Below are 25,917 nucleotides of genomic sequence, written 5' to 3' on the forward strand. Positions count from 1 at the left end.
TCACGGCTGCCCACCACCACCGCCCAACAGCTGGGTCAGGGCGCTGAAGACGCTGTCCTCCAGGCTCTCCATGGGCTCCGGCTCCTCGATCCGCGGCGGCCCGTCGGCCGCGTTCGGCGGCAGCGGCGGGTTCGGGCCCGGCGGCGGCACCGGCTGCTGGACCGGCGGGACCGGCTGCTGGACCGGCGGAACCGGCGGCGGGACGTGCACCCAGGAGTCCTCGGACACCTCGCTCCCGGAGTCCAGCAGGTCCGAGTCGACCGAGAGGTTGTCCGAGTCGTTCCCCACCCGGGTGTTCGGGTGCCGATAGAACTCCTCCGGCCCCTCGTACGGCCGAGCCGTCTGCCAGGTACCGCTGGTCGTCTCCCGCTCGTGCGCCGGCTCCAGCAGGTCCGAGTCGACCGAGTCGTTGTCCGAGTCGTTCCCCACCCGGGTGTTCGGGTGCAGATAGAACTCTTCCGCGCCCACGTCGGACCGAGCCGTCTGCCAGGTGTCGGTGGTCGCCTCCCGCTCGTGCGCCGGCGCCGACAGGTCCGAGTCGACCGAGAGGTTGTCCGAGTCGTTCCCCACCCGGGTGTTCGGGTGCAGGTAGAACTCCCCTGCACCCTCGTAGGGCCGAGCCGTGTACCAGGTGTCGGTGGTCGCCTCCCGCTCGTGCGTCAGACCCTCCGGGACGGCGACCTGCAGGTTGTCGAACGGCCGCGACTCGTCCGCCCCGAGGTTCCGCGGCGGCTCCGCCGACTGGTTCGAAGGCCGGGGAAGGTTGCGCAACGCCGATGCCCCGAAGCCGGGCATCCACTCGTCGGCGACCGGTCCCAGGTCCGGCGTGTCGTCGTTCGAACCGTTCAGCGACGACGTGTCGGACTCCGACTCCGAGGTCAGGTGCTCGTCCTCCGAGGTGTGCGGCAACTCCTCTGCCGACGCGCGACGCGGCGGGGGCGGGGGCGGGGTCTGCCGCAGCGGAACCTGCCCGGACGGGACCTGGACGACCGGCGGAATCTGCTCCACCTGTGTCTGCTCCTGCTGCACGTGCTCCTGTTGCACCTGCCCCTGCTCAACCTGCTGCACCTGTACCTGCTGCACCTGCCCCTGCTGAACCTCTACCTGCTCTACCTGCTGCACCTGCTCGTGCTGTACCTGTACCTGCTGCACCTGCTCGTGCTGAACCTGTACCTGCTCCTGCTGCACCTGCTCCCCCGCGTCCCGCGACGGCGGGCCGACGCGGAAGCTCCGGACGCCGCCCACGGGCCGGGCCTCGGCCTCCGGCCCGATCGGCTCCGCACGCCGCACCTGGGCGGTGGTGGTCACGATGACCACCTCCACCTCGCGCGGCGTCGTCCGGAGCACCCCGCGCAGCCGCCGCTCCAGGCGGTCGGCCTCCCTGGTGGCCCGGTCGGCCGGGACGTTCAGGGTGACCTCCATCCGCTGCGGCGCGTCGCCCTCGGCACCGAGGACCCGCTGCCGGACGTTCTCCAGCAGCCTGTTCATCTCGCCGGTACTGCGGGCGTCGGCGGCCAGCCGGATCGTCGGATCCGGGCCGGCCGACGGCTCCCGCAGGCTCAGGTCCCCGGGCCGGTGCGTGCCTTCGGCGTTCCAGCGGCCGTTGAGGTCCGCCGCCGACAGGTCGGGGTTCTCGCCGGACTGCTCGGCCAGGCCCTGGAGCCGGCGCCGGTCCTCCGCCGCGACCGGCAGGCCGTCCCGCACCCGGCGGAGGTGCTCGAAGGCCCCGCCGTTGGACTCGTCCCCGGCGAGGACGAGCATCCGGTCCAGGCCCCTGAGCCACCGCACGGCCCGGTCGCCCTCGGTGGTGAGGGAGCCGGCGAGCAGTTCCCGGGCGACGTGGCCGACGCCCAGGATCCGGGCGCGGTCGGCCGGGGCGGCCGGGTCCAGCCCCAGCGCGTCCGCGACCGACCGCACCGCCGTGGTCGGCGCGCCGTGCAGCAGGAGTTCACCGTCGGGCGTGCCCTCGTCGAACCGCAGGTAGCCGCCGGACGGAACGTCGGTGCTCCCCTTGACCTTGTCGACGGGGATGTCGATCTCGATCGCCATGAGCTCCTTGCGCGGAAGCACCTTCCCGTCCTTGTGGTAGACCACCTCCACCTCGGCGAAGCCCCGGTACCGCGCGGTGTCGGTCTTGATCTTGGCGTTGTTCACGACCTGTCCGCCCTCGCCGGTCGCGAGGTCGGTGCGGTACTGGTAGGCGCCGTCGGCGTAGCCGCCGCCGCGGCCGCCGACATGCTCGTTGATCTCGCCCTTGGCGCCGCCGGTGAAGCGCAGCGCCGCCTGGACCGTGCGCTGGGTGTTGGCGCCGTCGGTGACCGAGGTGGTGTTGGTCGGGTTGGACTCCGACTCCGCGTCGGTCCGGACGAACTCCAGCTGCTTGACCTTCACCCGCACCTCCACCCGGACGCCGCCGGCCAGGTCGGGCGGGCCGATCAGCAGAGTGGAGTTCCCCGGGCCGTCGGTGAGCGTCGGTTCCGGCTTCGCGGCGGCCTGGCCGGCGTTCTCCCCCGGAGCGCGCGGGGTGGGCGGGGTGTGCGGGGTGAGCGGGGTGCTGAGGCGGCTCGCCAGCGCCACCGGGTCGATCATCCGGTCCACCATGCCCCGGATCCGGTCCCAGGCGTCCGCGCCGAGGAACTCCTTCGCCCCGGCGGTCAGTTGCTGCCGCGCGTCCGGCCCCATGTCGGCCGTCCGCACCACGTCCGTGTCGACCAGCCCGTGCGTCCACACCCGGTCCGGCGGGATCCGGACGGTGTTGTCCGGCGCCGTGCGGTCGGTGAGTCCGCGCAGCTCGGCGCCGCGCGGCGCGGTCGCGGAGTCGAAGACGTTGCCCGGGTTGGGCGTGGCGCCGACCGGCGCCTGCGCCCTCGTCTCGGCGATGTCGATGACCGTCTCCATGCCGAGCGGCCGCCGGAAGTAGGCGTGCTTGGTGGCCATCACGAACGGGGGCGTGGTGCCGACCGCCTCCTTCCACTCCACCCGGAAGTGCAGGTCGGCCTCACCGCTGAAGATGCTCGCGTTCTTGGGCTTCACCTTGGTGGTGTTGCCGGAGCCCGCGCGGTTGGACCAGGTCTCCTGGGTGTCGTGGCCGGTGGAGCCGGTCAGCGCCCCGCCCGCGTACCAGGCACCGCCGTTGACGCCCAGCGTGGCGCGCAGCTGGTGGCCGGAGCCCGCCCCGCCGCCGGTCGCACCGTCGGCGGCCGAGTGGGTGTGCTCGGTCTGCGTGCCGGTGTTGAACTCGGTGGTCGTGGTGCTGCCGGTGTGGGTCAGCGTGCGGACGGACGCGCCGATCCGGACGGTCACACCACCGTCGGAGACCACCAGTTCGCGGCCCGACATCATGGCCTTGAGCTGGTCGTGCAGGGTGTTCGGGGTGAGGGTGTCGTAGAGCTTCTGCCGGAGGCCGGACCTGCCGAGGCCGTCCAGCCACTTGGTGATGTTCCGTCCGCCGAACTCCCCCGGGTCGCCCGGTGAGCGCAGTAGGGCCTCGGCGAAGTCGCGGGTCCCGGTGCCCGTGTTCCCGTTGACGCTGTTCCCACCGGCGCTGTTCGCGTGGGCGCTGTTGGCGACGATGGTGTTCGTGCTGGTGTTGTTCGTGGCGAGGCTGTCCACGCCGAGGCTGTTCCCGCCGGTGCTGTTCTCGTTGGCGTGCCCCGCGCCGGAGTTCCGGTCGGAGGACACCGATCCGGTGCTCCCGTGGGACGACGCCGCGCCGTTGCCGCGGGCCTCCGGCACGAACACGTTGGTGACGACGTCGGAGGACCCGAGCCGGTGCGTCTGCCAGATGCGGTCCGGGACGGCGCGGGGCGCCTCCACCGGGCTGTACTGCGGGGTGATGACCTCCGCCTCCGCCCGGATCTCGCGGAGCTTCGTCGTGCTGGGGATCAGGCCGCCCGTCCAGCCCCGGATCTCCACCTCGAACCTGACATCGGCGTCGGACACAGCGGCCCTCGACACGTTCTTCGCCCGGTTGACGGTACTGCCTGCGGTCTCCAGGGCGATGCCCGTCGCCGAGTCGTGCCGGTAGGAGTAGTCGACCGTCAGCACGCTCTTGCCGTCCGAACCGGGCTTGCCGGTCAGGCCGACGGTGCCGGTGATGCGCTCCCGCTCGTCGTACGAGACGCCGTGGCCGGTCCGGTTCTGCGTACCGACCTCGATCTCGGCGTCGTTCACCTCGCGGCGCAGCACGGGGGCTTCCCTCAGCCGGGCCCGGACGATCACCTCGGCCGACCAGCCGGGGCCCCCGACCGGCACCTTGAGCACCCCGCCCCGGGTGAGCTGGGACAGGTTGGCCTGGAGTGTCCTCGGCCCGAGCTCCTCGGCGAGGACGCGCTCCAGTTGCCGGGAGACGCCCCCGCGCGCGGCGAAGCGCTTCTTCAGGGCGGCGCGGACGTCGGTGAGCACCTGGGTGCCCCCGCTCCGCCCGTCGGGCAGGTCCTTGAACGAGACCACCGAGGAGGCGCTGAGCTGGTTGCGCGGCAGGACGGTGTGGGTCCGCAGGTGCGGCTCCTGCGACAGCTCGGCCTTCGGGGCGCGCACGCTGAACTCGGTGCTGAAGTCCCCTGCGACGGGGCGTGGGGCGCCCCTGCCCTCCAGGGTCACGGTCAGCGTCACCCGTCCGCCGAAGATGTCCTGCGCGTCGCGGATCTTGCTGTTCGCGTAGAGCTTGTCCCCGGCGGAGTCGCGGGTGCCGACCCGGGTCCGCTCCTGCGAGCCGAGGTCCGTGTTGCCGTAGGGCTGGTCGGCGACCACGGGGAAGGCGACGCCGCCCTGCTTGACCTTGTGCTTCCCGCTCTGCCGGCGCTCCGAGCTGAAGGTGCTGGTCTCGTTCTGCCGGCTGAGGTCGGCGCTGGCGCTCTGCCTGAGGTACTGCGGATCCGCGAGCGTCGCGGTGACGGTCACCTTGAGGTTGCGTCCCAGCACGGTGTCCTTGAGGACGCCCGCCTTGCTCTGGTCGAAGGAGTTCAGCTCGAACTGCTCCCCGCGGGTCATGGCGCTGAGCCGGGACGCCAGCGCGGGCTGGGTGACGAGCTGCATCACCTCGTCCCGGACGGTCGGCCAGAGGCTCCCGTAGTACTCCTTGCCGGCCGTCTCCAGGTTGGTCCGCAAGTCGTCGACGGAGCCGATGTCGCGGACGACCGTGGACTCCGGCAGGCGGTTCTCGACGAGCCTGGCCACCGCGGCGGCGGCCGTGGCCTCATCGTGCTGCGGCCGCGTCACGAGGTCCGACTGCGGCATCACCGTGCGGAACCCGACCGGGATCTCGACGGGGTCGCCGAGCCGCCGGTCGCCCTTGTGGACCACGACCTCCAGGTAGCCGTGGCCGTCGAGGATCGCGCCGGGCTCCTTGGTCTTGGTGGTGACCGCGGTCTCCAGCGTCCGGCCGGAGATGTGGATCGAGTCCGAGCCCTTCCGGCCGCCGTAGGAAGCGCTGACATTGCGGTCGTCGAGGCCGAGCCGGCCGCCGCCCTGGAGCTGCCGGAGCCCGCTCACGACCTTCCGCCGGATCCTGGTGACCACATCGCCCGCGCCGGTGTTGAACTCGGTCTCCTTGGTGAGGGCCAGGACGTTCAGTTCGCGGTTGGCGGCCTTCACCTCGATCCGGACATCGCTGCCGGGGATCCGGAGGACGACGGACTCGCCGTTGGTCATGCCCTTGAAGTCCTGCTGGAGGCGCTGGTAGCCGAACTCCGCCACGAGCCGGTCGGACAGCGACCTGCGGTTGCTCCCGAGCGCGTCCCTGACCTCGTCGTTCCCGGCGAGGAGGTCGACCACGCCCGCCATGACCTGCCGCGGCAGCGGCCGGCCGGGCGGGGTGTTCACGGGCTGCATCTCCACGTTGCCGTCCGCGTCCTCGCGCGGCGTGACGCGCAGCCGCGGCGGGCCCTCGGCGTGGACGTCCAGCATGACGTGGGACAGGTGCAGCCGCGGCTGGGTCCGGCGGGCCTGGTCGAAGGTGTCCGGCCAGGCGAGGTGCGCGGGGTCGAGGTCGTCGGCGGAGGCCCGGGTCTCGCGCTGCGGGATGCCGACCTCGATCGGCGTCGTGACGACGTTCGCGGCCGCCGGGTCCAGTCGGAGCGACAGGTCCTCGGTCCCCCGCCGGCCGGCCGGCTGGTAGCCGACCTCCAGGCGCAGGTGGCCGTCGAACATCTCGGTCCGCTCGGTGGTCTTGGAGCGCGAGAAGAACCGCGCCCGGGTGGTCAGGCCCTCCCAGGACATCAGGTCGCCCTGGACGCCGCCGGAGCCCTGGACCCGGAACAGCTTGAAGAAGTCGAGCCGCCCCTGCAGCCCGAGCCCGAGCCGCTTGCGGCCGCCCGTGGTGGTGCCGAGCGTCACGACGCGGTCGCTGCCGCCCTCGTACTCGAACTTCTCCTTCGCCTTGTCCTTCGCCCGGTGCACCAGGTCCGCGACCTCGCCGCGGACGGTGACGGTGCCCTGCCGGGCGTCGGTCCCGACCGGGATGTGCACGACCTCTCCCCGGGAGAGGGCGGACACCTGGGCGCGCAGGGCGGAGTCGCTGAAGAGGGTCTCCGCGAGCGTCCTGGCCAGGGCCTGCCGGTTGGCGGTCCCCTCGGGGAGGACCTCGGCGATCCGCGCGGCGACGTTCACGACCAGCACGCTGCTGGGCTCGCCGATGCCGGTCACCATGTGCGAGCCGGAGAGCACGCCGGACTCGGTGACGGTCCGCGGCGGCTGCCGCGGCGCCGGCTCGTCGGTCCTGGACGAGGACGCCACCACGGTGGGCTCGACCTTCGGCGGGAGCGGGGGCAGCTCCTCGATCTCGCTCTTGGACTGGGCTTTCGGCTCCTCCTCCTTCTTGGGCAGGACCGCGGGCTCCTCCTCGATCTCGCTCTTGGACGCGACCTTCGACTCCTCCTCCGTCTTGGGCGGGGGCGGGGGCTCCTCCTGGTCCTTGACCGGGGGCTTCGACGGCTTGCTGCCCGAGCTCTCCCCCTTCGTCTCCGCCTCCTTCGCGGCCTCGGCGTCCTCCATCGCCTTGATCCGCCGGCGGATCTCGGGCATGTCGTCGTCGTCGGCCGCCCGCTTGCCGTGGACGGGGTTCTCCTGCACAGCGCTACTGGCGGCGCCGTCGCTCTCGTCGACCGTCGTGGGGGCCTTGGCCTTGCCCGCGGCGTTCGTGCGGATCCGCTGCAGGTCCTCCTCGGTCAGCTCCTGCTCGGCTTCCCGCCGCTGCCGCTCCAGCTCCTCCTCGGCGTCCCGCCGCTGCCGGTCGAGCCGCTCCTGCTCGTGCCGCCGCTCGGCGGCGGCGACGGTCGAGTAGCCGTCCTGCTCGGTGTGGTCGAGCACGGTCCGGCGGCCGTTCGCGGGACCGAACTCGGCCAGCGAGGCCCGGTTGTCGCCGACGTCCACGAGCACGACCCGGAGGTCCAGCGCGGTGGCGGTGAGCACGGCGAAGGCGTCGCGGACGGCGCGCGGATCGATCGCGCCGCCCCCGTCCTGCTCGTGCCAGGCGGTGATCTCCCGCTGGAGGTCCTCGACGAAGGGCTGCCAGTCCGCCGGCTCGTTCCCCAGCCGGCGGGCCCAGACGGTGTAGAGCTCGTGCGCCTCCCGCGCCAGCTCCGGGTTCTCCCGGAACCGCTGCTGGACCAGCTGGCGCAGCGCCCGCTCGGCGGAGGCCGGGTCGGCGGCGAGCCGCCCGCCCTCCTCCTCGCCGAACAGCTGCCGCAGCAGCCGCGGGTCGTCCTCGACGAGCGCGCGCAGCAGCTGCGAGCCGCCCGGCTCCTGGTCCGGCCGGACGGTGTTGAGCGGGACGGTGACGCCCTCGCCGACCGGGGTGGAGTGCTGTCGCGAGTGCTCCTGGCCCGGCTCGCCCCAGACCTCGGCGATCCGGCCGCCCTCGCGCCGGACGTGCACGGTCACGCCGCCGGCGGTGCCGGTCACGACGCCGTCGGCCGGCGGCTGCTGCCCGGTGGTCCGCCGGGTGTGGTCGAGCACCGTGCCGGCCGCGGAGCGGATGTCGTCGGCCGACCACTCGCGCGGCAGGTTGCGGCCGCGCGGGTCCCGCCAGGCGTCCTCGGTGAACTCCGGTCGGAGCGTGCGGACCTCGAACTGCGGGACGGCGGGCGAGAACTGCTCCCCCGGCCGGCGCGGGCCGGGCTCGCGCAGCGCCTCGGGGCCGCCGGTCGGCAGGACCCGGTCGGAGAAGGTGCTGACCGGACCGGCCAGGTCGAACAGCTGCCGCAGCGGGCTGCCGGCCCCGTTCCAGCCGTACCCGGGCAGCAGGCCGCCCAGCAGCGCCGGGGCGGAGATGCCGGCGGCCTCCTGCGCGCCGATGCTGCGGAAGGCTCCCGCGGGCCCGGCCGTCGGCACCACGGTGACGTTGACCAGCCACGGCTGCCGGCCCGCGTTGGCCTGGCCCCAGACCTGCTGGGCCTGCTGGGTCACCTGGTCGGTGAAGGCGCGGACCTGCTGTTCCGTCACCCCGCCGGTCAGACCGACATGGAGCGGGACGACGATGTCGACGCCTTGCTGTCCGGAGTTGAAGAGCACCCGCTGGACCTGGATCTGCCCCGTGCCGGCGGCGACCGGCCGGGTGGGGCCGGTGGCGATCACCTGCTGCCGGTTCCAGACCTCGGTGTGGGCGCCGGGCTGGATCCCGGTGGGCCGGTACGCGAGGTGCTGGCCGTTGCGGCTGAGACCCTCGATCCGGACGCCGTTGACCTCGCCGATCCAGCGGTAGGTCCGCTCGTCGATCCGGACCTGGTGCAACGGCCGGGCGTGCGCGGCCTCGACCGCCTGCAGGACGTCCGTCCGGCTCCACGCGCGCGGGAACATCGTCCGGACGGAGGTGCCCCGGGGTTCGAACCAGTGGTTGCGGAACTCCGCGAGCGGCGCGTCGGGGGCGACGGTCGCGTCCAGGAACCGCACCCGGGCGGGGTAGGTGCCGTTGGGGTGGACGGTGCCGCGCTCGATCACCTCGACGCCGCGCTGCCGCTGCCAGGTGGCGAGGTCCACGTCCTCCCCGGTGGGGGTGAACTCCTGGTGCAGTCCGGTGAGGGACTGCCGGTCGCCGTAGCGGGAGACGTCCTGCGCCCGCTGCCCGTAGCGGAGCAGGCCGGTGGGCCGCGAGGGCGCGTGGTCGAGGTCCTCGCCGCGCGGCGGCAGCGGGCCGAGGTCGGACAGGCCGTCCCAGGGGGCGGCCCGGCGGGGGCCGGCCGACGGGTCGGCCCGGTGGGCCGGGGCCGGCAGCCCCTGCGGGTCCGGCTGGGTGTCGGCGGGCCGGAAGGACGCGAACCGGTCGCCCTGGACCTCGCCGTGGATCTCGCCCTCGATCCGCACCCCGGCGTACTCGCCGGTCCAGCGGTACCGGCCGGGGCCGGCCGGGGTGACGGCGCTGTGGCGCAGCGCGTCGAGGTAGGCCTGCTCGGCGGCGTAGACCGCTTCGTCCTCGGTCCAGTTGCGCGGGAACAGCCGCCGTCGGGTGGGCCCGGCGGCGGGCGCGGGCCCGCTGGTGAGCAGGTCCCCGGCGGAGGCGCTGGTGCGGACCTCGGTGACGGTGCGGCGCGGGCCGTCCGGTGCCGCACCGTACTCGACGTGCAGGACGCCGTTGGGGTGCTGCTCGACGATGCCGGTGGGCCGGCGGCGGTCGGAGCCGGGTGCCGGGAGCAGGTGGCCGCCCTCGGTGCGGCGGTCGCCGAACAGGGAGGTCTGCCGGGAGTCCAGGTCGAACGCGGCCCGGGGCGGCAGCGGGTGGCCGTCGGGGGCCCGGAGGGTGGGGGTGAGCCGGGACGGCTGGGTGCCGAACACCTCGTCGATGGCGGCGCCCAGTTCGCGCAGGTTGCGCGCGGCCAGGGTCGGCACGCCCTCGACCCGCTGCGGGCCGATGCCGGCGAGCTGGTCGGCGGAGATCCGGCCGTGCTCGACGCGGTAGGAGCCCATCATCCCGGCGTCGGTGTAGACGGCCTGCCGCTGCTGCTGGCGGCGGTACTCGTCGGTGAGGCCGAGCAGGTGGCCGATCTCGTGGGCGAGGGTGTCCGGGGTGGATTCGAGGGACCAGGTCTCGTTGTTCTCGTGCAGCGGGCGGCTGAAGAGGTCGACGATGTGGACGTGGTGGTTGACGTCGGCCGAGTGCTCGACGAACTCGGGCCGGACCCGCAGCAGGTCGCCGTTGGGGAGCCGGTGGCCGGTGTTGTAGGCCGCGTTGACGCCCTCCCAGGTCCGTTCGATCACCTCCCCGATCTGCTCGTCGGTGAACTGCTCCACGGGGGCGTCGTAGAGGTAGCCGTCCTCGCTGTCGAGGTCGCTGTCCATCTCGCCCTGCTCGCGGCGGATGTGGATGCGCACCACGATCTCGGTGGCGGGCTCGCCGTCCTCCAGGAAGCCGCGCCGCGCCTCGTACCCGCGCAGGCGGGCGGCCGAGACGGACCGGCCGAAGGCGTCGGCGGGGGCCCGGACCTCGCGGGCCCCGGTGATGTGGGCGAGCTCGGTCTCGGCGGGGTCGACCAGCATGGTGAGGTCGTCGCCGTGGTCGGTCCCGGCCGGGGAGGACTCCCGCTGGGACTGCATCTCGGTGTCCTGGCCCTCGGTGTCCCGGTCCGGGTGCTCGTCGGTGATCCGGACGACGGTCTCGCTGTCGGGGCCGTGGAGCGAGGTGTTCCCCTGCTGGTCGGTCACCTCCAGCCGGATGTGCAGGGCGTGGGCCAGCAGCGGGGCGAGCGCTCCGCCGAGCCCGGCGTCGTGGGTGCCGTCGGAGGCCGCCAGGTCGTGCCGCAGGGCGTGCAGCTCCAGGGCGGTGTCCATGCTCGGCGCCAGGTGGGGGCGGAAGGCGGCCAGGGCCTCCACGGGCAGGTCCGCGGGCCGGGTCCGCTGGAGGAACTCGGCCACCTCGGTGGTCATCAGTCGGCGCAACTCGGGCCGCCCGGTGGCCGGGGGGAGGCCGTGGTGCCCCAGCAGGGCGCCGACGAGTTCGGGCGAGGCGTCCGCGACGGCGTCCAGCAGGGGGTGGCCGTCCGGCGGCGCGAGGTGCGGCAGGGCGGCGGGAGCGGTGGGGACGGGAGCGGAGGTGTGGGAGGGGGCCTGCTCGCCGAGCGCCGGGACGTGCAGCTGCGGCAGTTCCCGCTGGTCGCCGATGCCCCGGTAGCCGGTGATCCGGCCGTTCACGACGGAGACCTCCAGCAGGACGCCGCGGAAGTCGCCGATGACGACGCTGGTCTCCCGCGGGCCGACCTGGTGCTGCTCGACGAGCCGGGTGACGGCCCAGCGCGCGTCGCGGGCGGTCCACTCGCGGGGCAGGCTCCGGTCGGCGGGGAAGGTGTGCGGGTCGAGGTCGACCGCCCGCCGGGTGAACCGGAAGTCCATCGCCTCCACGGCCCGTTGCGTTTCCCGGTCGGCGCCGGCGGTCACGGCGGGCCGCTGCTCGCCCGGCCGCAGCGGGCCGGGTTCGCGCAGGTCGGCGGGGACGCGGGGGGTGCCCTCGGTGGCACGCAGGTCGGTGAGGAGGTCGACCCGGGTGGGTGCCCGCTCCTCCAGCCGGACGGCCGTGTCGTGGAACACGTCCGCGCCGTCGAAGTGGGCCAGCGGGCCGAGGAGGTGCTGGAGGTTCTCGGCGGTGTCGACCAGCGCCAGGTCCTCCGGGTCGGGCAGCGAGTCGCGGTCGACGATCACCCGGGCGTAGGGGTCCCGGTGCTCGTCGGCGAAGTCGAGACGGACGGCGACCAGCGTCTCCGGCAGGCCGTCCGGGTCCGCGGTGTCGCGGACCCGCTCGCGGACGTAGGCGTCCACCCGGCGCTGGAGTTCGCCCTCGGCGGCCTGCTGCTCACGGCGGGTCAGTCCGCCCTCGGTGGACACCTGGACGCGGAGGGTGACCTCCAGGCCGAGCTGGCCGGAGTCGAACAGCACCCGGGAGACGGTGAGGGTGCGACCGTCGAGCTCGACGTCCTCGCCGCGGACGGTGTGGCGCACCCGGCGGTCGTCCCAGGCCCGGAGCGGCGCGGTCGGCTGGTCCTCGGTCGGGCGGTGGGCCAGGTGGGCGCCGTCGCGGGAGAGTCCCTCGATCCGGACGCCGTCGGCCTCGCCGGTCCAGTAGTACGTCCGGCCGTCGTCCAGGTAGACCCGGCGCTCGGCCGGGACGCCGTCGTGCGCCTCGTCGACGCGGGTCAGCAGGTCCGACGAGGACCAGGTCCGCGGGTACATGGTGCGCAGGCCGTCGTCGGAGTCCCGGACCCGCCAGCGGGTCGGGAAGTCGGCGAGCGGGGAGTTCGGGGCGACGGTCGGGTCGAGGAAGGCGACCCGGGCCCGGTAGGTGCCGTTGTGGGCCGGGGCCGTGGTCTCGACGACCCGGGCGCCGTGGGCCCGGAGCGCGTTCTCGCGGCCGGACAGGTCCGGGGCGAGTTCGTGGTGCAGGCCGGTGAGGTGCTGCCGGTCGCCGTAGCGGGCGATGTCCTCGGCGCGCTGGCCGAAAGCGCCGAAGCCCTGGGCCGGGTTCTGGCTCCGGGCCGGGTCGTGGCCGGTGAGGGCCGGCGGGTCGGGCCGGTGCGGGGCGTTCAGGGGCGGGTCGGTGTCGGGCTGGCTGTCGGCGGGGCGGAAGGACAGGAAACGGTCGCCCCGGACCTCGCCCTCGATCCGCACGCCCGCGTACTCGCCGGTCCAGCGGCGGCGGGCGCCGCCCAGCGGGACCACCTGATCGGCGCCCAGCGCGTGCAGGTACGCCTGCTCGGCCGCGTACACCGCGTCCTCACTGGTCCAGTTGCGCGGGAACATCCGGCGCTGCGCCGGGCCGGCGGTGGTCAGCGGGTCGCCGGCTCCCAGCAGGTCACCGGCGGAGGTCGCCACCCGCCGGGACGGCGGCAGCGCCGCGTCCGAGGAGAACTCGGCGACGACGACGCCGTTGCGCTCCACCCGCACGACGCGCTCCGGCGCCGGGCGGTCCGAACCGGCCGGCGGCAGCAGGTGCCCGCCCGGGTTCCGCGTCCCGCCGAACAGCGAGGTCTGCCGGGCGTCCAGGTCGAACGACGCCCGACGCGGCAGCTCGTGCACGTTCGGCAGCGCCCGCACCGGACCGAGCGCCTGCTCGATCACCGCCCCCAGCTCCCGCAGATTGCGCGGCTGGAGGGCGAAGCGGATGTCGGTGCCGTCGGTGAGGATCCCGGCGTCCTGGTCGAAGCGGACCCGGTTGTTGCCGGCGTGGGTGCCGCCCATCAGTCCGGCGTCGGTGTACGAGGGCCGGGGCCGGATCCCCTGCTCCACGACCTCGCGGTTGCCGTCCTGGTCGACGGTCGCCTCGTGCAGGCGCCGCTCGCGGTACTCGTCGGGCAGGCCGAGCAGGTGGCCCAGCTCGTGGGCCAGGACGGTGCCGTTCGTGTCCAGACCCCAGAGGCCGGAGTGCTCGCGGATCGGCGTCCCCGGCTCCGGGGCCAGGACCTCGACCCGGTGGTGCGCCGCGTCGGGGTCGTCGGTGAACTCCAGCCGCACCACCATGAGATCGCCGTCGGGCAGTCGGTGGCCGGTGTTGTAGTAGTCGTCGACGCTGCGCCGGGCGCGGGCGCGCAGGTCCGCCAGCGGCTCGGTGTGGTCCTGGCCGGCCGGCAGCCCCGTGGTGTCGAGGTGGACCCGCACCAGGACCTCGACCGCCGGCGAGCCGTCCACCAGGACGGCGCGGCCGGCCCGGAAGCCGCGCAGGTGGGTGGCGGTGCTGCTGTGCAGGGCCCGGTCGGCGGGTGCCTCGACCTCGGCCGTCCGGAGGACCTGGGCGATCCGCAGGTCCGGTGCCGGGGCCCGGTGCGCGGGGCGGACCCGGTCGGCGCCGCCGTCGGTGTCGGTGTCGGTGCCCCGGCGCGAGTCCGTGTCCATGGAGCGGCGGTCGGAGTCGGAGCCGTGGACCGACTCCATGTCGTGGTCGGACAGGAAGTCGAGCGTGGAGTCGGTGTAGTAGCCCATCTCCTCGTCGGAGTCCCGGTACAGGTCCTGGTCCAGGTCCATGTCCTCGGGCCGGCCCGGGGTGGTGGGCAGGCCGGACTCGTCCCGGCCCGGCGTGCTGGGCCCACCCGGGGTGGTGGGCCAACCCGGCGTCCTGGGAAGGGCGTTGCCGTCGTCGCCCGGGGTGGTGGGCCGGGAGTCCCCGTCGTGGCCGGGCGTCCTGGGCAGGGCGTTGCCGTCGCCGCCCGGAGTGGTGGGCAGGGAACCGCCGTCCGAACCGGCGGAGCGCGGCGCGAACAACAGCGGCGGTGCCGCGTCGCCCGGGCCGGCCGGACGGACCGGGCCGCGCTCGGGCACCGCGGGGGAGGTCTGGCGCGGCGGGGTGTGGCCGTCGGCGACCGAGAAGTCGACGATCCGGTAGTCCACGTCGCGCAGCACCGTGATCTCGACCCCGGCGAACCGCACCAGGCTCCGGAAGCCGTCCGCGACCGGCTCCTCGGTCCCGATCGGGCGCCCGTGGTGGGCCGCGTAGAGGCGTTCCGCCGCCGTCCACTCCCGGGGCAGGCCCCGGCCGGCGGTGCCGCTCAGGTTCGGGGAGACCCGGTCGGCGGACACCGCGACGGGCGCCGTCGGGTCGGTGGTGGCCGGGCGGCGGCCGGTGGCGGGAGCCGCGGGCTCGGTGAGCGGGGCGGAGCGGTACGCGTCCGGCGGCAGGACGACGCCGGGCTGCTCGTCCGCCGGGCGGTGCACGAGGTGCCGGCCGTCCCGGGTGATGCCCTCGATCCGGACGCCGTCGGCCTCGCCGGTCCAGTGCTGGGCGCCGTTCACCAGGTGGGTGTCGGTCCGGTTCTCGTACGCCGTCCGGACCGCCTCCAGGACCGTGACGACCGGCCAGTCCCTGGGGTAGAAGGTGTTGGTCGGGTGGTCCGCCCGCATGTGCCAACGGGAGGGGAAGTCCGTCATCCAGGCGTCCGGCGACACCAGGGGGTCGAGGAACCACACGGGAGCCCGGTAGGTCCCGTTGGGGTGGTCGGCGAAGGGGGCGCCGATCCGGATCCCCCGGCGCTGGCCGGCCCGCTCCACGGCGGACGGCTCGCCCGGCCGGTGCTCGGGCGGCTCCGGCGGCTGGTGGTGGACGCCGGTCATGGCGTGCCGGTCGCCGTAGCGCACCAGGTCCTCGACCCGCTGGCCGAAGCCGTCCGGGAAGGGGTGCCAGGGCAGGTGCGCGGCGGCGCCGAGGCCGCTCTGGTCCTCGGACGGGCGGAAGGAGACGATCTCCGCCACCTCGACCGGGCCGCCGGGCCGCTGCTCGGTCCGGACGTCGACCCGGCCCTCGACCCGCACGCCGCCGTACTCGCCGGTGAACGCCCAGGAGACCGGGCCGAGTTCGGTGATCGCGTCGCCGCCGCGCCGCAGCGCGTGCTGGTACGCCTGCTCCGCCGCGTACACCGCGTCGTCGCCGGTCCAGTGCTCCGGGAACACGGTGCGGCCCCGGTCGCGCCCGGCCGGGGCGGCCGCGAGGTCGCCGGCCAGCCGGTGCTGGCCGGTCGCGGCGCCGTCGGCCGGGCCGCCGTAGACCCGGAAGGTGCCGTTGCGGTTCTCGGAGTCCGGGATCCGGGTCGGCCGCGGCCGGTCCGAACCGGGCGGCGGGACGAGGTGGCCTCCGCCGTCGCGGCCGCCGCTCGACAGTCGCCGGCCGCCGGTCCCGTCCAGGTCGCCGTACAGCGCGGTGCGCCGGGCGTCCTCGTTCACCCGGGGCCGCGGCGGGTGGACGCCGTCGGGGCTCGGTCCCCGGTCGGCGCCGAAGGCGAGGTCGATCACGGCGCCGAGCTGCCGCAGGTTGCGCGCCTTCAGGACGGGCTGCCGGTCGCTGCGGCCCAGCGGGTCGGGCAGGTTGTCGTTGTCGACCATGGGCCGGTGGAAGCGGTCGCGCGAGAAGGAGCCCATCAGTCCGCCGTCCTCGTGGACCGGGCGGACCCGGCCCTCGTAGGACCCCTCGCGGTACTCGTCCGGCAGTCCGAGCGTGTGGCCCATCTCGTGGACGATCACCTCGACCCGGGTGTCCAGGCCCCAGTTGTGGTGGTCCTCCCGGTCCTGGACCGGGTGGACGGCCACGGTGTGGTGCGCGGCACCGGGGTCGTTCACGAACTCGACCCTGACCCGCAGCCGGTCGCCGCCGGGCAACCGCTGGGTGCCGCCGTAGGTGGCCGCCATCCCGGCGCGGGCCCGGTCGACCAGGTCGCCGAGGCCGCGCGCGGTGGCGGGGTCGGCCAGGTCCAGCGCGCTGGTGTCCAGGTGCACCCGGACGGTCACCAGCGATTCGGTGTCACCGTCGGCGAACCGGATCCGGCTCACCGCGAACCGCTGCGCGTCCCGGGCCTCCATCGACAGTTCGAGCCGGTCCGTCGGAGGGTGGACCTCGCGGCTCCCGAGCACCTGGATCCGCTCGGGGCCGCGCCTGGTCAGCTGGTCGGGCATCCGCTGGTCCGGCTGGCCCCAGAAGTCGCTGATCCGGCCGTTCTCCACCCGCACCGTCAGCCGGACCCCGGCGAAGCTGCCGTGGACCAGTTCGGGCGCGGTGGTACCGCCGGGCGGCACCGGGCCGGCCGGGACACGGTGCGCCGCGCCGGCGACCACGCTGGCGGCGTAGCGGGCCTCGTCGGGGGTCCACTCGCGGGGCAGGTTGCGGCCCTCGGTCGGGCGGTCCCACACGGCGGCCGTGAAGAGCCGCCGCCGGCCGTCGAGCATCGTCTCGCCGGAGACCGTGTCCGGGGCCGACGGCGCCTGCGGCTGCCGCTCCGAGGCCAGCACCTCGGCCAGCCGGTCGGTGCCGGCCGCCCGGTGCAGCCTCGGCAGGGCCTGTTCGATCGTGGGGTCCTGGCCGGGGACGAGCCGGACCTCGGTGGCGTCGCGGTCCCGGGTGAACTCCAGCCGGAGGTCCAACGGGGTGCCACTGGCGGGCTGGTGGCCCTCCAGGTACTCCGCGGCGGCCTGCCGCAGCGTCGTCTCGGCCTGCCGCAGGTCGGCGGGAGTGGCGTGCTCGCCGCCGACCAGCCGGACCCGGGCGGTGACCCGGAGGACCTCGGAGCCGTCGAACATGAGGTCGCGGCGGACCCGGACCGGCCCGAGGCCGGTCGGCCGCACCTCGGTGCCCCGGTGGGCCGTCGTCGAGGCGGGGTCCTGGTAGTCCGGGTTGTCGAAGCTCTGGTGCGGGGCGGGGCGGTGGTAGTAGAGCTCGCCGTCCGGTCCGAACCGGCCCTCGATCCACACCCCGTCGGCCCGGCCGAGCACGACCCGGGAGCCGTCGGCCTCCTGGCGGGTGAGGAGCGGGTGGTCGAGCGCGGTGGTGACGTGCGCGGTGAGCTGCGCCTCGCTCCAGTGCTCCGGGTAGTACACCGTCCCGGGGTCGAGCGCGGAGCGGTGCCAGCGGGAGGGGAACTGCGTGGCCGGGGCGCCGTGGGCGACCGCGGGGTCGAGGTGGGCCGCGAAGACCCGGACGGTGCCGTTGGGCAGGGTCACCCGCATCTCACCGGGGGCGGCGGCCGGGGGGCGGCGCGGGGTGCCGGTCACCGTCCCGTCCAGGTCGGCCGACTGCCAGGCGGAGACGGCCCGGCGCTGCGCGACGGGGGCGGGAGCGGGCTGGACCGCGGCGTCCGCGCCGAGCGGCGGGACGTGCAGCTGCGGCAGGTCCCGCTGGTCGCCGACACCGGTGACCAGGACGATCTGCCCGTCCTCGACGTGGACCGCGAGGCGGACGTCGCCGTAGGAGCCGTGGAGGACGTCGGTCACGGTCGAGCCGAACCGGCTGTCGTGCGCGTTCAGGATCTGGACGGCGATCCACCGCGCGTCGAGGGCCGTCCACTCCCGGGGCAGGCTGTGGGTGACGGGCAGGTTCCGCGGCTCGGCGGCCAGCGCCTCCTGGCTGAACCGGGCGTCCAGGTTGCGCAGTTGCCGCGCGGTCTGCTGGTCCCAGCCGGCCACCTCGGCGGGCCGGTGCTCGCCGGGCCGCAGCGGGCCGGGCTCGCGCAGGTCGGCCGGGACGCGGGGGGCGCCCTGCTGGGCGACCAGGTCGGCGTGCGGGGCGGCGAGGCCGTCCAGGGCGGCGACGATCGCGTTGAACACCTGGTCCTGGCCCTGGAAGGCGAGCGGGCCCAGGACGTCCGACACGTCCGACGCCGAGCCGGGGCGCACCAGCACGCCGGAGAACACGTCCGGACGTCCGGGGGTGAAGTCGAGGACGACGGCGACCAGCCGCGGCGGCACCCCGTCCGGGCCCGCCGTCTCCAGCGTCCGGTCCCGGACGTAGTCGTTCACCCGCTGCTGGACCTGCTCCTCGGCGAACGCCCGGTACTCGGGCGTCACCGGGCCCTCGACGACGGTGCGCACGGGCACGGTGATCCGCAGGCCCTCCTGCCCGGAGTCGAACAGCACCCGGGCGACGGACAGCGGGCGGTCGCCCATCCAGGTCCCGGTGTCCTCGGAGGTGCGCAGCACCCGTCGCTGGTTCCAGTCGGTCATCGGCTGGGTGTCGGTCGGGCGGTGGGCCAGGTGGGCGCCGTCGCGGGAGAGTCCCTCGATCCGGACGCCGTCGGCCTCGCCGGTCCAGTAGTACGTCCGGCCGTCGTCGAGATGGACCCGGCGCTCGGCCGGGACACTGTCGTGCGCCTCGTCGACCCGGGTCAGCAGGTCCGACGACGACCAGGTCCGCGGGTACATGGTGCGCCCGCTGCCGCCGTCGGCGCTGTCGCGGAAGCGCCAGCGGGTCGGGAAGTCGGCGAGCGGGGAGTTCGGGGCGACGGTCGGGTCGAGGAAGGCGACCCGGGCCCGGTAGGTGCCGTTGTGGATCGGCGCGCTGGTCTCGACGACCCGGACGCCGTGGGCCCGGAGGGTGTTGGCCGGATCGGTGACGTGTCCGGGGTTCAGTTCGTGGTGCAGGCCGGTGAGGTGCTGCCGGTCGCCGTAGCGGGCGATGTCCTCGGCGCGCTGGCCGAAGGCGCCGAAGCCCTGGGTCGGCTCGTCGGGGGTGAGTCGGTGCGGGGCGTTCCGGGGCGGGTCGGTGTCGGGCTGGGCGTCGGCGGGACGGAAGGACAGGAAACGGTCGCCGTGGACCTCGCCCTCGATCCGGACCCCGGCGTACTCGCCGGTCCAGCGGCGGCGGGCGCCGCCCAGCGGGACCACCTGGTCGGTGCCCAGCGCGTGCAGGTAGGCCTGCTCGGCCGCGTACACCGCGTCCTCACTGGTCCAGTTGCGCGGGAACATCCGGCGGTACACCGACCCGACGCCCAGCAGGTCGCCGGAGTTCGACAGGTCGCCGGCGGCGGAGGAGGTCGCCACCCGCCGGGACGGCGGCAGCGCCGCGTCGGAGGGGAAGTCGGCGACGACGACGCCGTTGCGCTCCACCCGCACCACCCGCTCGGGCGCCGGGCGGTCCGAACCGGCCGGCGGCAGCAGGTGCCCGCCCGGGTTCCGCGTCCCGCCGAACAGCGAGGTCTGCCGGGCGTCCAGGTCGAACGTCGCCCGACGCGGCAGGTCGTGCGCGTTCGGCTCCTGGACCACCGGACCGAGCGCCTGCTCGATCACCGCCCCCAGCTCCCGCAGGTTGCGCGGCTGGACGGCGAAGCCCATCGGGGTGTCGTCGGTGTGGATGCCGGCGTCCTGGTCGACCCGGGCCCGGCCCTGGCCGGCCAGGGAGCCGGCCATCAGTCCGGCGTCGGTGTACACCGCGCGGGGGCGGATCTCCTGGGAGGCCACCACGGGGTTGCCGTTCCCGTCCAGCGACACCTCGCGGAGGCGCCGCTCGCGGTACTCGTCGGGCAGGCCGAAGAGGTGGCCGACCTCGTGGGCGAGGACGGCGCCGCCCGTGTGCAGGCTCCAGAGGCCGGAGTGCTCGCGGACGTCCCCGTCCTCGACCCGGACCCGGTGGTGCGCCGTGGCGGGGTCGTCGGTGAACTCCAGCCGGACCACCAGGGCGTCGCCCTCGGGCAGCCGGTGGCCGGTGTTGTAGTACTCGTCGACGCCGCGCCGGGCGCGGTCGCGCAGGCCGTCGAGCGCCCCGGTGTGGTCCTGGCCGGCCGGCAGCGCCGTGGTGTCGAGGTGGATCCGCACCACGACCTCGACCGCCGGCGAGCCGTCCAGCAGGAAGCCGCGGGCGGCCTGGAAGCGGCGCAGCGGGGTGACGGTGCTGGTGTGGCGCGCCGGGTCGGCGGGCGCGGTGACCTCGACCGGGTCGAGGAGGGCGGCGAAGCCGAGGTCCGGCAGGGGCGCCTCGTGCGCCGGTCGGACGGGCCGCACCGCGAGGACCTCGTCCAGGTCCATCAGCAGGTCGGCGTACTCGTCCGCGTCCATGTCCTCGGAGCGGCGGCCGGAACCGGCGTCGGAGCCGTCGTCGGAGCCGTCCTCCCAGTCCATCGACTCGTCGTCGGAGATCAGGTCCAGGGTGTCGGCCCGGGAGGAGGTCTCGTCGTCCGTGTCCGGGGACGACTCCATGTCCTCGTCCTCGTCGGAGCGGCGGTGGCCGCCCGGCGAGCCGAGGTCCTGCTCGGAGCCCTCGTCGGAGCCGGGGAAGTGCGGCAGCGGCTCGGCCTCGACGGGCCGCGCGGCCGACTGCCGGGTGCCGCGCTCGGGGACCGGCACGGCCCGCTGGGGCGGCGGGGTGTGGCCGTCCGCGACCGTGAAGTCGACGATCCGGCTGCTCGCGTCGCGCACCACGGTGATCTCGACGCCGGCGAACCGCACCCGGACGCTGGAGCCGCCGTCGTCGAGCGCGGTCGCGGGCTCCAGCTGCCGTCCCGCGTAGGCGGCGTAGAGCCGCTCCGGCGCCGTCCACTCCTCGGGCAGGCCGCGGCCGGCACCGGCCCGCAGTTCGTCGGCCGCGCCGGCGGGCAGCTCGATCGCGGTCACGTCGGCGACGACGGCCGGGCGGCGGCCGGTGCCGGGTGCCGCGGGCTCGGTGAGCGGGGCGGACCTGCCCCGCACCTTGGCGTCGGGCTGGACGTCCGCCGGGCGGTGGGTGAGGTGGCGGCCGTCCCGGGTGATGCCCTCGATCCGGACGCCGTTTCCGGTGCCGGTCCAGTGGGTGGCGCCGTCGACGACGCGGTCGTGGGCGACGTTCCGGTTCTCGTACGCGTGCTGGACGGCCTCCAGGACGTGGCCGGCCTGCCAGTGCGCCGGGTAGAACATCCGCCCCGGGTGGTCGGCGGGCCGGAACCAGCGGGAGGGGAACTGCGCCAGGTTCGCCTTCGGGGCGATGAGCGGGTCGAGGAACCAGGCGGTGGCCCGGTAGGTCCCGTTGGGGTTGGAGTTGAAGGAGCGCATCCCGATCTTGACGCCCCGCCGGAAGCCGGCCACCTCGACCTTGGAGAACTGCCCGTCCTGGGGGCGGTCCTGGGCCGGCTGGTGGTGGAAGCCGGCGAGAGTCTGCCGGTCGCCGTAGCGGACCAGGTCCACGACCCGCTGCCCGAAGGCGTCCGGGAAGGGGTGCCAGGGCAGGTGCGGGGCCGGGCCGAGCCCGCCCTGGTCGTCGGACGGGCGGAAGGAGAGGATCTCCGCCACCTCGACCGGGCCGCCGGGCCGGTTCTCCTCCGGGTTCGCCGTCCGGATCTCGGTCCGGTTCTCGACCCGCCCCTCGATCCGCACGCCGCCGTACTCGCCGGTGAACGTCCGGACGCCGCCGGCGAGGTCGGTGAACGCCTCCGGGCCGCGGCGCAGCGCGTGCTGGTACGCCTGCTCGGCCGCGTACACGGCGTCGTCGGACGACCAGTGCTCGGGGAACATGGTGCGGTGGCGGTCGGCGGGCCGGGGGGCCGGCGTGGTGGCGAGGTCGCCGGCCAGCCGGTGCTGACCGGTCGTCGGCCCGGCGGCCGGGCCGTCGTCGCGCACCCGGAAGGTGCCGTTGCGGTGCTCGGAGCCGGGGACCCGGGTCGGCCGCGGCCGGTCGGAGCCGGGCGGCGGGAACAGGTGGCCGCCGTCGCGGCCGTCGCCGAACAGCGCGGTGCGCCGGACGTCCTCGCTCACCCGGGGCCGGGGCGGGCGGGTGCCGTCGCGGCCCGGGCCGCGGTCGGTGCCGAAGGCGCTGTCGATGACGCCGCCCAGCTGCCGCAGGTTGCGCGCCTTCAGGACGGGCCGCGGGTCCTCGTCGACCCGGGTGCCCGGCCGGTTGTCCATGTCGAGCGTGACCCGGTCGAAGCGGTCGCGGACGGGGGCGCCCATCAGCCCGCCGTCCTCGTGGACGGGGCGGACCCGGCCGGGGCGGGAGAGTTCGCGGTACTCGTCCGGCAGCCCGAGCAGGTGGCCGAGTTCGTGGACGACGGTCTTGCCCGGGGTGTCGAGGCCCCAGTTGAGGGCGTTCGGCCGGGGCTGGGTGGGGTGGACCTCCACGATGTGGTGGGCGGCGCCGGGGTTCTTCACGAACTCCATCCGCACCCGCAGCCGGTCTCCGCCCGGCAGCCGCTGGCCGAGGTCGTACATCTCCGCCGTCCTGGCGCGGACGTTCCTGGACAGCACCCGGAGGCTCTCCTTGGTGGCCCGCTTCGTCATGTCCAGGTCAGACGTGTCCAGATACACCTTGACCGTCACCAGTGACTCGGTGTCACCGTCGGCGAGCCTGATCCGGCTCACCGAGAACCGCTGGAGCCGCCGCTCCTCCAGCGAGCGCTCGAAGAGGTCCACCGGCGGGACGACCTCACGGGTCCCGAGCACCCGGCGCCGCTCGGCCGTGGGCGTGGCCAGCTGGTCCGGGACCCGCTGGTCCGGCTGACCCCAGAAGTCGGTGATCCGGTCGTTCTCCACCCGCACCGTCAGCCGCACCCCGGCGAACTCGCCGTGACGCAGCGTGGGCGCGGTGGTGCCGCCGGGCGGCACCGGACCGGCCTGGGCCCGGAACGCGGAGCGCGCGACCACGCTCGCGGCGTAGCGGGCCTCGTCGGGCGTCCACTCGCGGGGCAGGTTGCGGCCCTCGGTCGGGCGCTCCCACGCGACCCGGTCGAAGAGCTGCCGCGCCCCGTCCAGCATCGTCTCGCCGGACACGGTGTGCGGCGGCGGCGGTGCCTGCTCCCGCGCGGCGGCCAGCACCGGGGCCGGTCCGGCGCCGGTCGCCACCTCGTGCAGCCGGGGCACGGCCTCCCGGAGCGCGAAGCCCTCGCCGGGGACGAACCGGATCTCGGTGGCGTCGGCGTCCCGGGTGAACCGCAGCCCGAGCTCGATCCGGGCGCCGCCGTCCTGGTGGCCCGCCAGCAGCCGGCCGGCCGCCCGGTGCAGCGCCGTCTGGGCGCGCACGACGTCGGGCTGGGCGACGCCCTCGGTGCCGGTGATCCGGACCCGGGCGGTGAGCCGGACGACCTCGGAGCCGTCGGCCGTCAGCTCGCGGCGGACCCGGACCGGCCCGAAGCCGGCCAGGTCGACCTCCTCGCCCCGGCCGACGGTCGCCGCCGGGCCGAGGTCGTACCTCGGGTCCCGGGACGACTGGTGCGGGGACGGGCGGTGGCCCATGAGGCTGCCGTCCGCGAGGTACATGCCCTCGATCCACACGTCGTCGGCGCGGCCCAGCTTGAACGTGAGGCCGTTCTCCACCCGGGTGAACTGCGTGTTCCCGAGCGCCTCGGTGACCTGCTCGCGGAGGTGCGCCTCGGTCCAGGCCTTCGGGTAGTACACGGTGCCGGGGTCGAGCAGCGAGCGGCTCCAGCGCGAGGGGAAGGCCGCCACCGGCGCGCCCGGCCCGACCGCGGGGTCCAGCCGCGCCTCGAACACGCGGACGGTGCCGTTGGGCAGGGTCTCCTGCCGCTCGCCGTCCTGGAGGGCCGGCGGGCGGCGCGGGCCGTCCCGCAGACTGCCGTCCGTCGCGGTGGGGTGCCAGGGGTTGCTCCGGGCCGGGCCGGCCTGCGCGGTCAGCACGGCCTGCGCCGCGGCGACGGGAGCGGCGGCCGGCGCGGGGACGTCGGAGTTCGGGTGCGCCTGCGGGAGGACCGGGGCGTCCGCGCCACCGGCGTGCGGCGCGTGCAGCAGCGGGACCTCGCCGTCCGTGGCGGGCAGCGCCCCGGAACCGCGCGGGGGCAGCGGACGGGAGCCCTGGGGCGGCGGGGTGTGCCCGTCCGCGGCCCGGAAGTCGATGATCCGGTAGTTGTCCCAGTCCCGTGTCACGGTGATCAGGACGTCGCCGTAGCGCACCTGCTGGACCAGCTCGGCCCCGACCCGCCGCTCGGATCCGATCTGCTGGCCGCGGGCGGCCGCGTGGATCATCTCCTCCCGCGTCCACTGCGGCGGCAGGCCCCGGCCCGCGTCGGGCCGCAGGGACGGGCTGACCGCGTCGCCCTCCACCGGGTTCGCGGTCGGCCGGGCCACCGTCGCCGGGCGGGTGGCGGTGCCGGGCGAGGCCGGTTCGGCGAGCGGGTAGGAGCGGTACCCGTCCGCCGCCGGAGCGCCGGGCTGGTCGTCCGCCGGACGGTGGATCAGATGGCGGCCGTCCCGGGTGACGCCCTCGATCCGGACGCCGTCGGCCACTCCGGTCCAGTGAACGGCGCCGTCCACCGTGCGCCGGTCGGTCGAGCGACGGTAGGCGGAGTCGACGGCGTCGAGGACCCGCAGCGGGTCCCAGCTCCGGGGGTAGAACATGTTCTCCGGGGAGTCCGCGCGCCGGTGCCAGCGGGAGTCGAACTCCGCCAGCCTGGAGCCCGGGGAGGCGACCGGGTCGAGGAACCAGACCGGGGCGCGGTAGGTCCCGTTGGGGTTGGTGTGCACCGGTTGCCCGATGTCGATCCCGTGCACCGCGTTGGCCGCGTCCACCGGCTGGTGGTGCAGGCCGGTGAGGGTGTTCCGGTCGCCGTAGCGCACCAGGTCCTCGACCCGCCGGCCGAAGGCCCCCTCGGAGGGGCGCCACGGCAGGTGGGCGGCCGCGCCCAGACCGCTCTGGTCGTCGGACGGGCGGAAGGAGACGATCTCCGCGACCTCGACCCGGCCGCCGCGCCGGTTCTCGGCCGGGTTCTCCGGCCGGAACTCGGTCCGGTTCTCGACCCGGCCCTCGATCCGGACGCCGCCGTACTCGCCGGTGAACGTCCGGACGCCCGGGGCGACCTCGGTGAACGCCCCGTCGCCGCGGCGCAGCGCGTGCTGGTACGCCTGCTCCGCCGCGTACACCGCGTCGTCGGACGACCAGTGCTCCGGGAACATGGTGCGGTGGCCGTCACCGGCCCGGGGAACGGGAGCGGGGGCGGGGACCGTCGCGGGGGTGCCGGGGCGGGGCGGCAGCTCGGCGGTGAAGTCGGCGGTCCGGGGGGCCCGGCCGGTCGCGAGGTCCCCGGCCTGCCGCTCGTTCACCGTCGCCCGACGGTCCGTCGTCGGCCCGGTGGCCGGGGCGTCGAGCACCCGGAAGGTGCCGTTGCTGTTCTCGGAGCCCGGGACCCTGGCCGGCCGCGGCCGGTCGGAACCCGGCGGCGGGAACAGGTGACCGCCGTCGCGCCCGTCACCGTACAGCGCGGTGCGCCGGGCGTCCTCGTTCACCTGCGGCCGCGGCGGGTGGGTGGCGTCCGGGGCGGGTCCGCGGTCGGCGCCGAAGGCGAGGTCGATCACCGCGCCCAGCTGCCGGAGGTTGCGCGCGGGCAGGACCTGGTGCGGGTCGAGGGAGTAGGAGCCGTCGGACCAGTGGTCCTGGTCGGCCGCGTTCACGCCGTGGTCGTCCCGGTACCGGGACGCCATCAGCCCGCCGTCGAGGTAGACCGGACGGCTGCCCCTCGACGCCTCGCGGTACTCGTCCGGCAGGCCGAACAGGTGGCCGACCTCGTGGGCGACGACGTCGGCCCCGGTGTCGAGACTCCAGGTGCGGTGGTTGTCCCGCCCCGGGGTCGGGTTGATCTTCACGGTGTGGTGGGCGGCGGCGGGGTCGGTGACGAAGTCGATCCGCGCCCGCAGCCGGTCACCGTTGGGCAGCCGCTGGCCGACGTCGTAGGTCGCCGCCATCCCGGCCCGGGCCCGGTCGAGCAACTGTCCGAGCCGCTCGGCGGTGCGCCGCTCCACCAGGGGCAGGTCCGCGGTGTCCAGGTGCACCCGGACGGT

Annotated in this window: 1 protein-coding gene (cut by a window edge); it reads right to left on the reverse strand. The window is 75.2% G+C overall.

Features of this window, described 5'->3' with window-relative positions; genetic code table 11:
- Window positions 1–25,917 carry the 3' portion of an EndoU domain-containing protein gene (locus ACW14Y_RS07945; RefSeq protein ID WP_456986348.1) on the reverse strand. The gene runs 5,100 nt beyond the window's last position, so the window shows 25,917 of its 31,017 coding nt (coding positions 5,101–31,017); the start codon falls outside the window, past its right edge; the stop codon is at window positions 1–3.

This window comes from Kitasatospora sp. cg17-2 (assembly GCF_054031055.1).